The sequence below is a fragment of the Microlunatus flavus genome, assembly GCF_900110855.1.
GTDB lineage: Bacteria > Actinomycetota > Actinomycetes > Propionibacteriales > Propionibacteriaceae > Microlunatus > Microlunatus flavus.
In genome coordinates this window covers 708,201-724,894 of the sequence record NZ_FOFA01000002.1, presented here as the reverse complement: position 1 = coordinate 724,894, position 16,694 = coordinate 708,201, and the positions used below count along the sequence as shown (strand labels likewise).

The 16,694-nt window shown below is 74.1% G+C and carries 14 protein-coding genes; 1 reads left to right on the top strand and 13 read right to left on the bottom strand.

The features are described 5' to 3' along the window. Positions 1 to 398 precede the first annotated feature (398 nt). Genes tyrS through argC form a run of 8 tightly spaced genes read right to left on the bottom strand, consistent with a single transcriptional unit; the run spans position 399 to position 9,216 of the window. Positions 399 to 1,667, bottom strand: coding sequence for a tyrosine--tRNA ligase (tyrS, locus tag BMY04_RS07705; protein ID WP_091178605.1), 1,269 nt, complete (start codon positions 1,665 to 1,667; stop codon positions 399 to 401). Between the two features lie 11 nt (positions 1,668 to 1,678). Beyond that, complete coding sequence (gene argH, locus BMY04_RS07700; RefSeq protein ID WP_091178491.1) at positions 1,679 to 3,145, bottom strand: argininosuccinate lyase; 1,467 nt, start codon at positions 3,143 to 3,145, stop codon at positions 1,679 to 1,681. Continuing rightward, positions 3,142 to 3,669, bottom strand: a complete 528-nt coding sequence (locus BMY04_RS07695) for an arginine repressor (protein ID WP_091178490.1) — start codon at positions 3,667 to 3,669, stop codon at positions 3,142 to 3,144. The genes argH and BMY04_RS07695 overlap by 4 nt, the downstream gene beginning before the upstream one ends. Then, entirely contained in the window at positions 3,666 to 4,673 is a 1,008-nt protein-coding gene (argF, locus tag BMY04_RS07690) for an ornithine carbamoyltransferase (protein WP_232506170.1), read from the bottom strand. The genes BMY04_RS07695 and argF overlap by 4 nt, the downstream gene beginning before the upstream one ends. Continuing rightward, positions 4,670 to 5,890 (bottom strand): acetylornithine transaminase, encoded by a 1,221-nt coding sequence (locus tag BMY04_RS07685; RefSeq protein ID WP_408630451.1) that lies wholly within the window; start codon positions 5,888 to 5,890, stop codon positions 4,670 to 4,672. The genes argF and BMY04_RS07685 overlap by 4 nt, the downstream gene beginning before the upstream one ends. A gap of 38 nt (positions 5,891 to 5,928) precedes the next feature. Beyond that, on the bottom strand, positions 5,929 to 6,990 hold the full coding sequence (argB, locus tag BMY04_RS07680) for an acetylglutamate kinase (RefSeq protein ID WP_091178489.1): 1,062 nt from the start codon (positions 6,988 to 6,990) through the stop codon (positions 5,929 to 5,931). Positions 6,991 to 7,012: 22 nt separating this feature from the next. After that, positions 7,013 to 8,182: a bifunctional glutamate N-acetyltransferase/amino-acid acetyltransferase ArgJ gene (argJ, locus tag BMY04_RS07675; RefSeq protein ID WP_091178488.1), complete on the bottom strand. Its 1,170-nt coding sequence runs from the start codon at positions 8,180 to 8,182 to the stop codon at positions 7,013 to 7,015. After that, the gene (argC, locus tag BMY04_RS07670) at positions 8,179 to 9,216 is read right to left on the bottom strand and encodes an N-acetyl-gamma-glutamyl-phosphate reductase (RefSeq protein ID WP_091178602.1); all 1,038 of its coding nucleotides are present in this window, start codon (positions 9,214 to 9,216) and stop codon (positions 8,179 to 8,181) included. The genes argJ and argC overlap by 4 nt, the downstream gene beginning before the upstream one ends. A 131-nt stretch (positions 9,217 to 9,347) precedes the next feature. Here argC and BMY04_RS07665 point away from each other — a divergent pair, with 131 nt between their 5' ends. Further along, the gene (locus BMY04_RS07665; RefSeq protein WP_091178487.1) at positions 9,348 to 10,592 is read left to right on the top strand and encodes a cytochrome P450; all 1,245 of its coding nucleotides are present in this window, start codon (positions 9,348 to 9,350) and stop codon (positions 10,590 to 10,592) included. A gap of 161 nt (positions 10,593 to 10,753) precedes the next feature. Here the strand turns inward: BMY04_RS07665 and pheT are convergent, their stop codons facing one another. The 5 genes from pheT to rplT form a co-directional block, all read right to left on the bottom strand. Then, on the bottom strand, positions 10,754 to 13,264 hold the full coding sequence (gene pheT / locus BMY04_RS07660) for a phenylalanine--tRNA ligase subunit beta (RefSeq protein WP_091178486.1): 2,511 nt from the start codon (positions 13,262 to 13,264) through the stop codon (positions 10,754 to 10,756). Beyond that, positions 13,261 to 14,370, bottom strand: a complete 1,110-nt coding sequence (gene pheS, locus BMY04_RS07655) for a phenylalanine--tRNA ligase subunit alpha (RefSeq protein ID WP_091178485.1) — start codon at positions 14,368 to 14,370, stop codon at positions 13,261 to 13,263. The genes pheT and pheS overlap by 4 nt, the downstream gene beginning before the upstream one ends. Positions 14,371 to 14,531: 161 nt before the next feature. Beyond that, positions 14,532 to 15,326, bottom strand: coding sequence for an aquaporin Z (gene aqpZ / locus BMY04_RS07650; RefSeq protein ID WP_091178484.1), 795 nt, complete (start codon positions 15,324 to 15,326; stop codon positions 14,532 to 14,534). 97 nt (positions 15,327 to 15,423) lie between these two features. After that, on the bottom strand, positions 15,424 to 16,236 hold the full coding sequence (locus tag BMY04_RS07645; protein WP_091178483.1) for a TrmH family RNA methyltransferase: 813 nt from the start codon (positions 16,234 to 16,236) through the stop codon (positions 15,424 to 15,426). Positions 16,237 to 16,243: 7 nt separating this feature from the next. Further along, positions 16,244 to 16,630 (bottom strand): 50S ribosomal protein L20, encoded by a 387-nt coding sequence (rplT, locus tag BMY04_RS07640; RefSeq protein WP_091178482.1) that lies wholly within the window; start codon positions 16,628 to 16,630, stop codon positions 16,244 to 16,246. Positions 16,631 to 16,694 lie beyond the last annotated feature (64 nt).

Here is a 16,694-nt window from a genome sequence, read left to right as displayed (position 1 = left end):
GTTCGATAGTGCTATTTGGCATTGACTTTTAAGCACGCTGTTGAGTTCTCAAACTTCGCTCGCACACCGCACACGGGACTCACATCCCGGCTTGGGGCAACTCGTAAAACATTACCCGGTCATCCCCGACGAAGCAAATCCGCCAGACCCGACCCCCACCAGACGTCCGCCAGCACCGGCATCGATGGGCTCGACAAGAGCGCACACCTATCCGGACAACCTTGGCCCAGTGGATCCCACCCAGTTCCGGCCGAGTCCACCAGCAGACCCGAAGGCCACTGTCTTGCTCGTCCGCTGCCCCGGGGGGCGAGAAAGAACATTACGCCCAGATGACGCCGCAGGCAACTCCTGGGCGGTGGGCGTTCTCACACCGCCCAGGAGCGTCCACGGACGCCGGCTCAGGTGCCGCTGATGGTAACGGCGCCGACCGTCCGCTTGCCCCGGCGCACGATCACCCAGCGGCCGTGCAGGAGGTCGTCGGCGGACAGCTGCGCATCCCCGTCGGTCACCCGACGGTTGTTGAGGTACGCCCCGCCCTCGGCGGCCGCACGGCGTCCGGCCGACCGGCTCGCCACGACGCCACCCGCCTGCAGCACCTCCGCCACGCTCGGCCAGCCCGTGTCGACGTCGACCTCACCCCCACCCAGCTCGGAGACCACGCCGGCGAGCACCGGCTCGGGCAGCTCCGCCAGGTCGTGCTGACCGAACAGCGCCTGCCCGGCGGCCACCGCCGCGTCCCGCTCGGGCTCCCCGTGGACCAGAGCCGTCACGTCGTCCGCCAGCGCGCGCTGGGCCGCCCGGCGGTACGGCTCCTCGCGGGTCTGGCGGGCGAGCTCCTCGATCTCCTCCCGTCCCCGGGGGGAGAACACCTTGAGGTAGTCCACGACCTTCTCGTCCTCGGCCTGGAGGAAGAACTGGTGGAAGGCGTACGGGGACGTCATGGCCGGGTCGAGCCAGACCGTGCCGCTCTCCGTCTTGCCGAACTTGGTCCCGTCGGCCTTGGTGAGCAGCGGGGTGGCCATCGCGTGGACCCGCTCGCCCTCCGCCCGGCGGACGAGCTCCACCCCGGCGGTCATGTTGCCCCACTGGTCGCTGCCCCCGAACTGCAGCGTGCAGCCGTGCGACCGGAACAGCTCGAGGAAGTCCATCGACTGCAGCAGCACGTAGGAGAACTCCGTGTAGGAGATCCCCTCCTCCAGCCGGTTGCGCACGACGTCACGGGCGAGCATCCGGTTGACCGGGAAGTGCTTGCCGACGTCGCGCAGGAAGGTCAGGACCGACATGGGTCCTGTCCAGTCGAGGTTGTTCACCAGCCGGGCGGGGTTGTCACCGCCGAGGTCGATGAACCGCGCGACCTGCTCGCGGATGCGCTCGACCCGTGCCGCCACCACCTCCGGGCTGCTGAGCACCCGCTCCCCCGACTCTTTGGGGTCGCCGATCATCCCCGTGGAGCCCCCCACCAGCAGCAGCGGCCGGTGGCCGCCGCGCTGGAGCAGCCGGGCGACCACGAGCTGCACCAGGTTGCCGAAGTGCAGGCTCGGCGCCGTCGGGTCGAACCCCACGTAGAAGGTCACCGGCCCCGCGTCGAGGTGCGCGGCCAGCGCCTCCTCGTCGGTCGAGTTGGCCAGCAGGCCCCGCCACTTCAGCTCGTCCAGCACGTCGCTCACGGTCGCCAACCCTAGGCGTCGGGACCGGCTGGCCCCGCCGGGTTTCTCGTCGCCCACGCCTGCGCCTCGCCGAGCGCGGTCGCCACCTCGTCCAGCTGCTCGCGCACCCGCACGGTCGCCGTGCCGCCGCGCCCGTCGCGGCTGTCGATGGAGCCGGCGACGGTGAGGACGTCCAGCACCGCGGGCGCCAGCAGCGGCGACACCTCCTGCAGCTGCGCCGGCGTCAGGTCCGACAGCTCGAGGCCCCGCTGCTCGCAGTAGCGCACCGCCTCCCCGGCGACGTCGTGGGCGACGGCGAAGGGCACCCGCTCGCGGACCAGCCAGTCGGCCAGGTCCGTCGCCAGCGAGAAGCCGCGCGGGGCCAGGCTCGCGAGCCGCTCGGTGTCGAAGGTCAGCGTGCCGACCATCCCGGCCACGGCGGGCAGCAGCACGAGGAGCTGGTCGACCGAGTCGAAGAGCGGCTCCTTGTCCTCCTGGAGGTCTCGCGCGTACGCCAGCGGCAGGCCCTTGAGCGTCGTCAGCAGACCCGCGAGGTTGCCGACCAGCCGTCCCGCCTTGCCGCGGGCCAGCTCGGCGACGTCGGGGTTCTTCTTCTGCGGCATGATGCTCGACCCCGTGGACCAGGCGTCGTCGAGCCGGGCGAAGCCGAACTCGTAGGTGCACCAGAGGATCACGTCCTCCGCGAGCCGGGAGAGGTCGACGCCCACCTGCGCGAGGACGTACGCCGCCTCGGCCGCCAGGTCGCGGGCCGCCGTCCCGTCGATCGAGTTCGCGACCGAGCCGGCGAAGCCCAGCTGCTCGGCCACGAAGGTGGGGTCCAGCCCGAGCGACGTGCCGGCCAGGGCTCCCGACCCGTACGGGCTCTGCGCCAGCCGGGCGTCGAGGTCGCGCATCCGGTCCACGTCGCGCAGCAGCGGCCAGGCGTGCGCCAGGAGGTGGTGGGAGAGCAGGACGGGCTGGGCGTGCTGGAGGTGCGTCCGGCCCGGCATCGGCGCCCCGAGGTGCGCCGTCGCCTGGTCGTGCAGCGCGGTGGCGACCTCGCCGGCGGCCGCGGCGACGAGCCGGAGGTGGTCGCGCAGCCACAGCCGCAGCAGCGTGGCCACCTGGTCGTTGCGGGAGCGCCCGGCGCGGAGCCGGCCGCCCAGGTCGGCCCCGACGACCTCGGTGAGCCGGCGCTCGAGGGCGCCGTGCACGTCCTCGTCGTCCGGGCCCGGGACGAAGGCGCCGGAGGCGACCTCGTCGCGCAGCGTCGCCAGCCCGTCGAGCATCCCGGCCAGCTCGTCGTCGGTCAGCAGCCCCGCCCGGTGCAGCGCACGGGCGTGCGCGACCGACCCGGCGAGGTCGTACGGCGCCAGGCGCCAGTCGAACTGCGTGGAGCGGCTCAGCGCCGCCATGGCCGGCGCGGTGCCGCCGGCGAAGCGGCCGCCCCAGAGCCGACCCGCGTGCTCCGGGGTCGTCGCCGTGTCGTGCTCGCTCATGAGGTCTCCCTGGGCTTGCCGGTCTCGCTCATGCGGACCAGGTCGGCGGCCAGCGCCTCGCCGCCCTCGGGGCTCCGCGTGATGAGCAGGATGGTGTCGTCGCCGGCGATCGTCCCCAGCACCGACGTCCAGCCGACCCGGTCGAGGGCCGAGGCGAAGTACTGGGCGGCCCCGGGCGGGGTGCGCAGCACGACGAGGTTGGCCGAGGCCTCGACCGAGACGAGCACCTCCTGGCACAGCCGGGCCAGCCGGTTCTCGAAGGTGGCGAACTCCCCGACGAGCGGCGTGCGGTCGCCGCCGTCGGCGGGCACGGCGTAGACGAGGTGCCCGCCCGCCCCGCGGACGCGGAAGGCGCCGAGCTCGACGAGGTCGCGCGACAGCGTGCCCTGCGTGACGTGCAGGCCCTCCGCGGCCAGCAGCTCGGCCAGCTCGGTCTGCGAGCGGACCTGCTGGCTGCCGAGCAGGTCGACGACGCGGGCGTGCCGGGCGGCTTTGGTCGGTGCCGCCCCCCGCGTCACGGTCACGCCGCCCCTCGGTCGCCGGCCGCGGCGGGCGCCAGGAGCCCGCTCGGCTCGACGAGGCCGGAGCGCTCGAGCAGGAAGGTCAGGACGGCCTTCTGCGCGTGCCGACGGTTCTCCGCCTCGTCCCACACCACCGAGCGCGGGCCCTCGAGGACCTCCTCGCTCACCTCCTTGCCCCGGTAGGCGGGCAGGCAGTGCAGGAACAGCGCGTCGCCGTCCGCGTGCCGCAGCAGGGCGTCGTCGACCTGGTAGGCCGCGAAGGCGGTCTCCCGGTCCAGCCCGTCGTCCTCCTGGCCCATCGACACCCACGTGTCCGTCGCGACCGCGTCCGCGCCCGCGACGGCCTCGGCCGGTGCGTCGGTGACGGTGACGCTGCCCCCGTTCGCCGCCGCGAGCGTCTGGGCCCGCGCCACGAGCCCCGGCTCCGGGTGGAAGCCCTCGGGCGCCCCGATCCGGACGTGCATCCCGGCGGTGGCCCCACCGAGGAGGTAGGACGCGGCCATGTTGTTGGCGCCGTCCCCGACGTAGGCGAAGGTCAGCCCGGGCAGCGGGCGCCCGTGCTGGCGCAGCGTCTGCAGGTCGGCCAGGATCTGGCAGGGGTGGTAGGCGTCGGTGAGCGCGTTGACGACCGGCACCCCGGCGTACGCGGCCATCGTCGCCAGGTCGTCCTGCGCGAAGGTGCGCCACACGATCGCCGCCGTCTGCCGGCCGAGCACCCGGGCGACGTCGGGGATGGTCTCGCGCTTGCCGATCGCGGCGAGCCGGCCGTCGACCATCATCGGGAAGCCGCCGAGCTCGGCGATGCCGGCGCTGAAGGAGGCCTGCGTCCGCAGCGTCGGCTTGTCGAAGATCACGGCGACGCTGCGCGGGCCGGCGAGCGAGCGGGCTGCGTACGGGTCGGTGCGCAGCCGCTCGGCCAGGTCGAGGACGGCGGCCTGCTCCGTCTGCGTGAGGTCGTCGTCGGCGAGCAGGTGACGCACCGGCGTCGTCGAAGGCTGGGCGGTCACGAGACACCTCCCGAGGCGGCGTCGAGGAGGCCGGGCAGCGCCTCGACGAACGTGTCGAGCTGCGCGGCCGTGATGATCAGCGGGGGCGCGATCCGCAGCACGTGGGGCCGCGGAGCGTTGATCACGAACCCGGCCTCGAGGGCGAGGTCGGTCACCGCCGGCGCGACGTCGGCGGTGAGCACGACGCCGCGCAGCAGACCGCGGCCCCGGACCTCCGCCACCAGCGGGTGGCCGAGGCCCATGACGGAGCGCTCCAGGTGCTCCCCCATCGCCGTCACGTGCTCGAGCAGGCCGTCGCGCTCGATGACGTTCATGACCGCCAGGCCCGCGATCGCGGCGACGGGGTTGCCGCCGAAGGTCGAGCCGTGGCTGCCCGGCTGGAGCAGCGACGCGGCCCGGCCGGTGGCGATGCACGCGCCGACCGGGAAGCCGTTGCCCAGGCCCTTGGCCACGGTGACGACGTCGGCGCGCACCCCCTGCGCGGTGTGCACCAGCCAGGAACCGGTGCGCCCCATGCCCGTCTGCACCTCGTCGACCCAGAGCAGCGCGCCGGCCGCGTCGCACAGCTCGCGGGCCCGGGCGAGGTAGCCGGGTGGCGGCACGACGACGCCGTTCTCGCCCTGGATGGGTTCGAGGACGACCGCGGCGACCGTGTCGTCGACCACGGCGGCCAGGGCGTCGGCGTCCCCGTACGGCACGAACGTCACGTCGCCGGGCAGCGGCTCGAACGGCGCGCGGTACTTCGGGTTGTGCGTGATCGCGAGCGCGCCCATCGAGCGGCCGTGGAAGGCGCCCTCGGTGGAGATGATCTTCGTGCGCCCGGTCATCCGGGTCAGCTTGAAGGCCGCCTCGTTGGCCTCGGTGCCGGAGTTGGTGAAGAACACCTTGGCGTCCGGGTCGCCGGTCAGGCCGGCGAGCCGGGTCGCCAGCGCGACCTGCGCCGGGGTGGCGAAGAAGTTGCTGACGTGGCCGAGCGTCGAGATCTGCCCCGTGACCGCCGCGAGGACCGTCGGGTGGGCGTGGCCGAGCGCGTTCACGGCGATGCCGGCCAGCAGGTCGAGGTGGCGGCGGCCGTCGGCGTCCCAGACGTGGCAGCCCTCGCCGCGGACGAAGACCCGCTTGGGCGGGCCGAACGTGTTCATGACCGAGTGCGCGTACGCCTCGAGCACGCCCTGGGATCCGCGGGGCGCGGGCCCGGCCAGCTCGGCGCTGACCAGCACGTCGCGGGCGGCCCCGGTGCCTGTCGAGAGGGCGGTCACGAGAGTCCTCCTACGTCGTCGAGGGCCGAGGGTTCCGGGTCGTGGGCGGGGGTCGGCGTGGGCGCCGGGGCCGGGACGCGGCTGAACTCGCCGTTCGCGTACTCGTGGGGCGGGATGCCCTCCTCCGCCGAGAACACGCGGCTGCCGAGGCGGACCAGGCCGTCCTGGGTGACCATCGTGCCGATCCCGGCGTTGGTGAAGATCTCCAGCAGCAGGGCGTGCGGGACGCGCCCGTCGGTGACCGTCGCACGGGTCAGGCCGCCCTCCACCGCGCGCAGGCAGGCCTCCATCTTGGGCACCATGCCCGACTGCAGCGCCGGCATCAGCGCGCGCAGCTCGGAGGCGCTCAGCTCCTCGATCACCTCGGTGGAGGCGGGCCAGTCGCGGTAGAGCCCCTCGACGTCGGTGAGGACGACGAGCCGCTCGGCCCCGAGGGCGACGGCCAGGGCGGCCGCCGCGGTGTCGGCGTTGACGTTGTGCACGACGCCGTTCGCGTCGGGGGCGATGCTGGCGACGACAGGGACGCTGCCCGCGTCGATCAGCCCACGGATCGCCTCGGTGCGCACGTGCGCGACGTCGCCGACGAGCCCGAGGTCGACCTCCTCGCCGTCGACGACGGTTCCGCGGCGCTGCGCGGTGAACAGCCCGCCGTCCTCGCCGGAGAGGCCGATCGCCAGCGTGCTGTGGGCGTTGATCAGGCCGACCAGGTCGCGACCGACCTGGCCGACCAGGACCATCCGCACGACCTCCATGGCTTCCGGCGTGGTGACCCGCAGGCCGCCGCGGAACTCCGAGGGGATGCCCAGCCGGCCGAGCATGGAGGAGATCTGCGGGCCGCCGCCGTGCACGACCACGGGGTGCACGCCGCAGCGCTTCATGAAGACGATGTCGGAGGCGAAGGCGCGCTTGAGGTCCTCGTCGACCATCGCGTTGCCGCCGTACTTGATCACGACGGTCTTGCCGACGTACGTCTCCAGCCACGGGAGCGCCTCGGTGAGGATCGACGCCTTCTCGACGAGCGAGAGCGCCTCCTCCGAGCGCGGTGCCGCGTTGCTCATGCCGGCGTCTGGATGGTGATGATCATGTCGAGTACTCCGCGTTCTCCTTGACGTAGTCGTACGTCAGGTCGTTGGTCCAGATCGTCGCGCCGTGGCGGCCGTTGCGCAGGTTGACCACGACGCGCACGTCGCGGCCGGACAGGTCGACCAGCGACCGGTCCTCCCCGATGGCCCCGTCGCGGCAGACCTCGACGCCGTTGAAGGCGACGTCGATCCGGTCGGGCTCGAAGTCGGCGGCGGTGGTGCCGATCGCCGCGAGCACGCGGCCCCAGTTCGGGTCGCCGCCGAAGACCGCGCACTTGAACAGGTTGTTGCGGGCGACCGAGCGCGCCACCTCGAGGGCGTCGGCCTCGCTGGCGGCGTGCTGCACCTCGATCGCGATGTCGTGGCTCGCGCCCTCGGCGTCACGCAGCAGCTGCATCGCCAGGTCGTGGCAGGTCTCGTCCAGCGCGGCCTGGAAGTCGTGCGGCGTGGGGCGGAACCCCGACGCACCGCTGCTCATCAGCACGACGGTGTCGTTGGTCGACATGCAGCCGTCGCTGTCGACCCGCTCGAAGGACGTCGCGCACGCCTTGCGCAGGTGGGCGTCGGCGGCCTCGGCGTCGAGCACCGCGTCGGTGGTGATCACCACGAGCATCGTGGCGAGGCCGGGCGCGAGCATGCCGGCTCCCTTGGCCATGCCGCCGACCGACCAGCCCTCGTCGACGTAGCGCGCGGTCTTGGGCACGGTGTCGGTGGTCATGATCGCGCCGGCCGCCGCCGCACCCCCCTCCTCCGACAGCGCCGCCGCCGCGTCGGTGACCCCGGCGGTGAGCAGGTCCATCGGGAGACGCGTGCCGATGAGTCCGGTCGAGCAGACCGCCACGTCGCCCGCGCCGACCTCGACGCCGTCGCGCCCGCCCAGCGCGGCGGCCACGTGCTCGGCCGTGCGGTGCGTGTCCGCGAACCCCTCGGGCCCGGTGCAGGCGTTGGCCCCGCCGGAGTTGAGGACGACCGCGTGCAGCCGGCCGTCGCGGACCGCCTGCTGGGACCAGAGCACGGGCGCGGCCTTGACGCGGTTGGTGGTGAAGACGGCGGCCGCGACCTGGTCGGGCCCGGTGTTGACCACGAGGGCGAGGTCGGGCCGCCCGCTCGACTTGAGGCCGGCCGTGACGCCGGCGGCGACGAAGCCGGCCGCTCCGGTGACGCTCACGGCGCCACCCCCACGAGCGGGAGCCCGGTGGTCTCGGGAAGCCCGAGGGCCAGGTTCATGCACTGCACGGCGCCTCCTGCGGTGCCCTTGGTGAGGTTGTCCAGCGCGGCGACGGCGACGAGCCGGCCCGCCGCGCGGTCCACGGTGACCTGGAGCTGGACGACGTTGGACCCGAGCACGGACTGGGTCTGGGGCCACTGGCCCTGCGCCAGCAGCTGGACGAACGGTTCGTCGACGAGCTGCTCGGCGTAGACGGCGTACGCCGCCTCGGGTGTCACGTCGGGGTCGGCGAGCGGCGCGGTGCAGGTCGCCAGGATCCCCCGCGACATCGGCACCAGGACCGGCGTGAAGGACAACGTGGGCGCGGCGGTGGCGCCGGCCGCCCGCAGGTTCTGCACGATCTCGGGGGTGTGGCGGTGCACGCCGCCGACGCCGTACGCGCTGGCCGAGCCCATCAGCTCGGCCCCGAGCAGGTGCGGCTTGAGCGACTTGCCCGCCCCGGACGGTCCGCTGGCGGCGACGACGACCACGTCGTGGCCGTCGACCAGGCCGCCGCGCACCGCCGGGAAGAGGGCGAGCGTCGCCGTGGTCGGGTAGCACCCGGGCACGGCCACCCGGGTCGTCCCCTTCAGGACGTCGCGCTGGCCGGGCAGCTCCGGGAGCCCGTACGGCCACGTGCCGGCGTGCGGTGAGCCGTAGAACTGCTCCCAGGCCGCCGGGTCGACGAGACGGAAGTCCGCGCCGCAGTCGACGACGAGGACGTCGGGCCCGAGCGCCTCCGCCACGGCCGCGGAGGCGCCGTGCGGGAGCGCCAGGAACACGACGTCGTGGCCGGCCAGCACGTCGGGGGTCGTCGCCTCGACCACGCGGTCGGCGAGCGGGGTCAGGTGGGGTGACACCTCGCCGAGACGGGCGCCGACGCTGCTCGACCCGGTGAGCGCGCCGACCTCGACGTGCGGGTGGGACAGGAGCAGCCGCAGCAGCTCGCCCCCCGCGTAGCCGGTCGCCCCGGCGACCGCGACCTTCAGGACCATGTGCATGACTATGCCATGCAAGACAAAAGCATGCGAAGCCGGTCCAGCCGGTGGCTGGACACGGGGAGGACGATGGCCGAGAGGCGAGCCGCCTCCGTCGTCACCGTCCGGGAGGTCGAGGTGGACCGAGCATGAACCCGGTCGTCGGGCTGCTCCAGCAGCTCGTGGTGACGCGGTCCGTCGTCGCGTGGCACGCGGTGCGGGAGCGCGACCCCTTCGCCCGGCTCAACCGCGCCGAGGGGCGCCGAGACCCGTACGCGCTCTACGCCGAGGTGCGCGCCGCCGGCGAGGTCGTGCCGAGCGCCACCATGGGCTTCCAGACGGCCAGCCACCAGGTCTGCCGCGAGGTCCTGCGCGACCGGCGCTTCGGCGTGCAGGCCAAGGACGGGCCGCGCGGCGACGGCCAGATGTCGCTGCTCGAGCTCGATCCCCCCGACCACACGCGGTTGCGCCGCCTCGCGTCGCCCGCCTTCTCGCCACGCGCCCTGGCCGGCTACGACGAGCGGATCACGGCCGTCGTGGACGGGCTGCTCGACGCCCTGCCGGCGGACGGACCGTTCGACCTCGTCGCCGGCCTCGCGGCCCCGCTGCCCATCGCGGTCATCACCGACCTGCTCGGGGTCCCCGACGCGAGCACCGCGGACTTCGCCCGGTACGGCGCCACGATCGGCAGCGCCCTGGCCGGTCCGCAGTCGCTCGCGCACGTGGCCCGCCTCGTCGCCGCGAACCGGCGGCTCGGGGGTGTGCTGACCGACCTGTTCGACCTGCGCCGGCGCGAGCCCGGCGACGACGTGGTCAGCCGGCTGCTCGCCGCCGAGGGCGACCAGCTGCGGCCCGACGAGCTCCACCCCCTCGTGATGCTCCTCCTGCTGGCCGGGTTCGAGACCACGGTCAACCTCGTCGGCAACACCGTGCTCGCGCTGCTCGACCACCCCGACCAGTGGCGAGCCGTCGCCGACGACCCCGGGCTGGCCGCCGCGGCCGTCGAGGAGACGCTGCGCTGGGACCCGCCCGTCCAGCGCACCCTGCGCGTCGCCTCGGTCGACGTCGAGCTCGCCGGCACCACCGTGCCCGGGGGCTCGAAGGTCCTGCTGTACCTCGCGGGCGCCGGTCGCGACCCGGCGGCGTTCGACGACCCCGACCGCTTCGACCTGACCCGGGTCGGCGGCGCGGAGCACCTGGCCTTCTCCGCGGGCGCGCACTACTGCCTGGGCGCCCCGCTCGCCCGGCTCGAGGCGGTGACCGCCGTGCAGCGGCTGGCCGAGCGGTTCCCGCGCCTCGAGCGCGGAGGACGGCTCCGCCGCCGCAGCGGCACCGTCATCCGCGGCCCGGTCGAGCTGGTCGTGGGCCAGCCGGCCGCCGCCGTCGCAGCCTGAGCCGGAGCGACGCTCCCTGAGCCAGCCGAAGGGCCCGGAACGGGTCGGCGTCGCTCCGTCTCCGGAAAGGACGCCGACCTCTTCGAGGCCCTTCGACGAGCTCAGGGAGCGTCCTGCTGGGCACGCCGAACCGTGAGTGACCCTCCCAGAGCTTGCCGGCTCTACTCCGTGCGCTGGACCGCGCCGAGCTCCGCGGTCGCCGCGACGGCGGCGTCGCGGGCCTCGTTCACCTCGGCTGCGGTGAGGGTCCGGCCCTCCGCGCGGAAGCGCAGGGCGTAGGCCAGCGACTTCTTCCCCTCCCCGGTCTGGGCACCGCGGAAGACGTCGAACAGCTCGACCGACTCCAGCAGCGGGCCCGCTCCGCGGCGCAGGGCGTCGGCGACGTCCTCGGCGGCGACGGACTCGTCGACGACGAGGGCCACGTCCTCCTTGGCCACCGGGTACGACGACAGCGGTGCGATGTCTCCGCGGTCGGGTGCGGCGGCCACGAGGACGTCGAGCTCGAGCTCGAGCGCGCTCGTGCGCGGCGGCAGGCCGAAGGCCGCGCAGACCTGCGGGTGCAGCTCGCCGGCGTGCCCGACGACCACGTCGGTCTGCGCCAGGCGCAGCTCGGCGCACCGGCCCGGGTGCCACGGGGCGTGCTCGACCGGACGCCGGTCGAGGGCGGTCCCGACCGCCGCGGCGGCCTCCTCGGCCAGGGCCACGGCTTGGGTCCAGGACGCCGGCCGCGCGGGCCCCTGCCAGCCCGCGCGCACCCAGTCGCCGGTGAGGACGACCGCGAGCATGCGCGGCTGGTCGCCGAGCGCGTCGTCCATCCGGGCCAGGTCGGCCTCGTCCGGCCGCCGGTCGACCGGCGGCCGGGGCGCGACGAGGGGCTCGTCGGGGGCGAAGAACACCGCGCCGGTCTCGAACAGGGCCAGGTCGTCGAGCCCGCGGCTCGTGTTCCGCGTGACGGCGCTGAACAGCCCCGGCAGCAGCGTCGTCCGGAGCGACGGCTGCGTGTCGGAGAGCGGGTTGAGCAGCGTGTTCAGCGAGCGGCGCCGGTCGTCGGCCGGCACGCCGAGCCGGTCGAGCTCGGCGACGGAGCCGAACGGGAAGGTCAGCACCTCCACCGCTCCGACGGCGGCCAGGCGCGCGGTGACGGCCCGCCGGTCGCGCTGCGAGCGCGTGAGGCCGCGCCCGGGCGGGGCGAGCGGGACGACGGGGGTGATCGTCTCGAACCCGACGAGGCGGCCGACCTCCTCGACGTAGTCGTACGGGTCCCGCAGGTCCGGCCGCCACGTGGGCGGCCGCACGCTCAGCACGCCGTCGGGCGCGCCGGGCTCCTCGGGCCCCGGACGGACCTCGACGCCCACCGCGGCGAGCAGCTCCTCGACCTGCGCCCGGTCGACGGGCGTGCCGAGGATGCGCTCGGGCAGGGACGCGTCGAGGCGGGTGACCGGCGGCACCGGGACGGTGCCGACGACGGTCTCCCCCGTCTCGAGGCTGCCGCCCGCGAGCTCGACCAGCAGGGCGGCGGCCCGGTGGGCGGCGGCGTACCCGGCGGCCGGGTCGACGCCGCGCTCGTAGCGCCGCGACGCCTCCGACGACAGCTTGTGGCGACGCGACGTCCGGGCGAGCGTGAGCGCGTCGAAGGCGGCCGCCTCGATGACCACCGAGGTGGTCGCGGAGGTGACCTCGCTGGCCGCGCCGCCCATGACGCCGGCGAGCCCGATGGGCCCGGAGTCGTCGGCGATGACGAGGTCGGACTCGTCGAGGGCGCGGGCCGTGTCGTCGAGGGTCCGCAGCTTCTCCCCGCGCCGCGCCTGCCGGGCCACGACGGTTCCGGCCAGGGCCGAGGCGTCGTACGTGTGCAGCGGCTGGCCGGTCTCGAGCATCACGTGGTTGGCGACGTCGACGACCAGCGAGATGGGCCGCATCCCGGCCAGCTGCAGCCGGCGCGTCAGCCAGCGCGGGCTGGGACGCGACGGATCCAGGCCGGTGACGGTCAGCGCGGTGAAGACGGAGCACGCGTCGGATTCGATCGCCACCGGGTAGCCCTCGGCGACCGGCGCCGGGACGGGCCGGTCGACCGGGTCGGTGAACCTGGTCCCGGTCGCCTGCGCCGCCTCGCGGCCCAGACCCCGGATGGAGAGGCAGTAGCCGCGGTCGGGCGTGACGGCGATGTCGAGGACCTCGTCGTCGAGCCGCAGGACCGGCCGGGCGTCCTGGCCCGGCACCGGCTCGGCCTCGCCGGCCGCCGCGGTCAGCACCATGATCCCGGAGTGGTCGTCACCCAGCCCGAGCTCGCGGGCGGAGCAGATCATGCCGTCCGACACGTGCCCGTACGTCCGGCGTGCGGCGATCTCGAAGTCGCCGGGCAGGCGGGCGCCGGGCAGCGCGACGACGACCAGGTCGCCGACGGCGAAGTTCGGGGCGCCGCAGACGATGCCGCGGGGCTGCTCCTCCCCGACGTCGACCGAGCACCAGCGGATCGTCTTGCCGTTGCTGTGCTCCTCGGGGGTGAAGTCGAGGACGCGCCCGACGACGACCGGGCCCTGGACGTCCGCGCCGGCCTCCTCGACCGTCTCGACCTCCAGGCCGGCTCGCACCAGGGCGTCCGACAGCTGCCGGCCGGTCAGGTCGGCGGGCAGGGCGGCGACGTCGCGCAGCCAGCTGACCGGGGCCTTCATCGCGCCGTTCCCACGAGAGAGCGGCTGAACCGCACGTCGCCCTCGACCATGTCGCGCATGTCCTCCGCGTTGTTCCGGAACATCAGGGTCCGCTCGACGCCCATGCCGAAGGCGAAGCCGGAGTACTCCTCGGGGTCGACGCCGCAGGCGGCGAGGACCCGCGGGTTCACCACCCCGCAGCCGCCCCACTCGATCCAGCCCTCGCTGCGGCACGTCTTGCACGGCCGGTCCGGGTTGCCGACCGAGTCGCCGTGGCAGACGAAGCAGAGCAGGTCGACCTCGGCCGACGGCTCGGTGAAGGGGAAGTAGTTGGGGCGCATGCGGGTGCGCGTGTCGCCGAACATCGCCTTGGCAAAGTGGTCGAGCGTGCCCCGCAGGTGGGCCAGCGTGATGCCGCGGTCGACGACGAGGCCCTCGATCTGGTGGAAGACGGGGGTGTGCGTCGCGTCGTACTCGTCGGCGCGGTAGACCTTGCCCGGGCAGATCACGTAGATCGGGGGCTCGCGCGTCAGCATCGTGCGCGCCTGCACCGGGGAGGTGTGGGTGCGCAGCACGCGGTTGCTGCCCTCGGGCCCGACGAAGAGGGTGTCCTGCAGGGTCCGCGCCGGGTGGTCGGGGACGAAGTTGAGCGCGTCGAAGTTCAGCCACTCCGCCTCGAGCTCGGGACCCTCGGCGACCTCCCACCCCATGGCGACGAAGACGTCCTCGACGAGGTGCATGAGGCCGGTGATGGGGTGCACGGCGCCGACCGGGCCGAGCGCGACGGGCAGCGTGACGTCGACCCGCTCCTCGCGCAGCGTGCGCTCGAGCTCGGCGGCCACGACCTCGGCCTCGCGGGCCTTGAGCGCGGCGTTGATGGCGCCCCGGGCCCGGCCGACGCGGGCGCCGGCGTCCTTGCGGGCCTGCGGCGGCAGGGCCCCGATCTCCCGGTTGGCCAGCGCGATGGGCGACCGCTCGCCCGCGTGCGCGAGCCGCGCGGCCTTCAGCTCGGCCGTGCTGGTCGCCTCGGCGAAGGCGGCCGTGGCGGCCTGCACCATCGCCTCCACCTCGTCGGCGTTCAACGGGGTCACCTGGACCGGGTCGTAGTTCTTGTTCGGGCCCGACATGGGTGCTCGACTCCTTCAGGGGCTGCTCTCGAGGGCGGCACGGACGCCGCCGCTGCGTGTCGCAAACCCCGCCAGTCTAGGAAGGCCGACGCGACGCCGCCATCGCGTTCCGCGGCGGGGCGTGCCGGACCGTCGCCGTCACCCCTCGCCGCCCCCGTGCGCTACCGGGTGGGGCTCGGGACAGAGGAGCCCCGGCGGCCCGGGTTGTTGGCGACGCCGACGTCGACCTTGTCGGTGCGCAGCCCGGTGATGGTGGCGTAGCTGGCGCCGGCGATGACCGCACCGATGATCGGGGCGACGATGAACAACCACAGCTGCGACAACGCCGCACCACCCGCGAACCACGCCACCGCGATCGAACGTGCCGGGTTCACCGACGTGTTCGTCACCGGGATCGAGATCAGGTGGATCAACGTCAACGCCAACCCGATCGCGATCGGCGCGAACCCCTTCGGCGCCCGGTCGTCGGTCGCCCCCAAGATCACGTACAAGAACGCCGCCGTCATCACGATCTCGGTCAGCAACGCCGCCCCCAACCCGTACCCACCCGGGGAATGCGCCCCGTAACCGTTCGACGCGAACCCGCTCTCGCTCGCGCTGAACCCCGCCTTGCCGCTGGCGATGATGTACAGCACCAGCGCCGCAACGGTGCCCGCGACGATCTGGGTGACGATGTAGGGCAGCACGCCCTTCCACTCGAAGCGCTTGGCCACGGCCAGCCCGATCGTCACGGCCGGGTTGAAGTGGCCACCCGACACGTGGCCGAACGCGTACGCCCCGGTCAGCACCGTCAACCCGAACGCCAGCGCGACACCGACGAAGCCGATGCCCAGCTGCACGCCGTCGTCGGTGAGGAACTTCGCGGCCAGCACCGCGCTGCCGCAACCGCCGAACACGAGACCGAAGGTTCCGAGGGCCTCGGCACCGAGGCGCGCGCCGAGAGTGTGCTCTGTCATGGGGTGGGTCCTTCCCGTCAGGATGATCTGCAGGAAAGGACGCCGTCGACCCCTCGAGCGTCATGCCTTACCCCGGGAAGCCGGCGTGAAGCGAGCCTCAGCCCGGACTCGTGCCGGCCCTGCGCTGCGCCGTCGCCGAGGTCCAGAGGCAGACCGCCGCGGCGGTGGCGAGGTTCAGGCTCTCGGCCGCCCCGTAGAGCGGCACGCGGACGACCCGGTCGGCCAGGGCGCGGTCGGCGGCGGGCATGCCCCACGCCTCGTTCCCGAACACCCACAGGGTGGGCCGCTCCAGCTCGCCGCCCGCGGACAGCTCGGCCAGGTCGGCGTCACCGCTGCCGTCGGCGGCCAGCACCTGCAACCCGGCCTCGTGGGCCGCGGCGACGACCGCGGACAGCTCCGCGCCGACGCTGACGGGCAGGTGGAACAGGCTCCCGACGCTGGCGCGCACGGTCTTGGGGTTCGTGAGCTCCACCGATCCGGTGCTGAGCACCACGCCGTCGGCCCCGAACGCGTCCGCGCAGCGCACCACGGTCCCGGCGTTGCCGGGGTCGCGCACCTGGGCGCAGCAGACGACGAGCCCGGACCCGGGGCGTACGGCCTGGTCCAGCGGCACGTCGACGCGACGGCAGACGGCGACGACACCCTGCGGCGTGACGGTGTCGGTGAGCGCGGCCAGGTCGCGACCGGTCAGGGGCTGCGTCCGCAGACCGGCCTCCGCCGCGAGGGCCTCGAGCTCGCCGAGCCGGTCGCGCGCGGCCGGGTCGACGTAGAGATCTGTCACGACGCCCGCGCGCAGCGCCTCCCGCACGGACTGGGGGCCCTCGGCGAGGAAGAGCCCGGCCGCCTCACGCTCCTTGCGGCGCGTGAGACGACCGGGCCCCGGACGATCCCTGGGAGTGTCCCGGTGCAGGACGACCTCAGGCCGCGCTGGTGGCGGCGTCGGCCTCGGCCGGAGCCGCGGCCTTGGCCACCGCGACGAGCGCGGCGAAGGCCGGCGCGTCGGAGACGGCCAGCTCGGCGAGGATCTTGCGGTCGACCTCGACGCCGGCGGTCTTCAGACCGGCGATGAAGCGGTTGTAGGTCATGCCCTCCGCGCGGGCAGCGGCGTTGATCCGCTGGATCCACAGCTTGCGGAAGTCGCCCTTGCGGGCGCGGCGATCGCGGTAGGCGTAGACGAGGGAGTGGGTGACCTGCTCCTTCGCCTTGCGGTACAGCCGCGAGCGCTGCCCGCGGTAGCCGGACGCCTGCTCGAGGACCTCACGACGCTTCTTCTGCGCGTTGACTGCGCGCTTGACGCGTGCCATCGGTGTTCCTTACTGGTCTGGGGCCGGACGCGCTGGTCAGCGCCCGACGGGAGGGAGGTGGTGG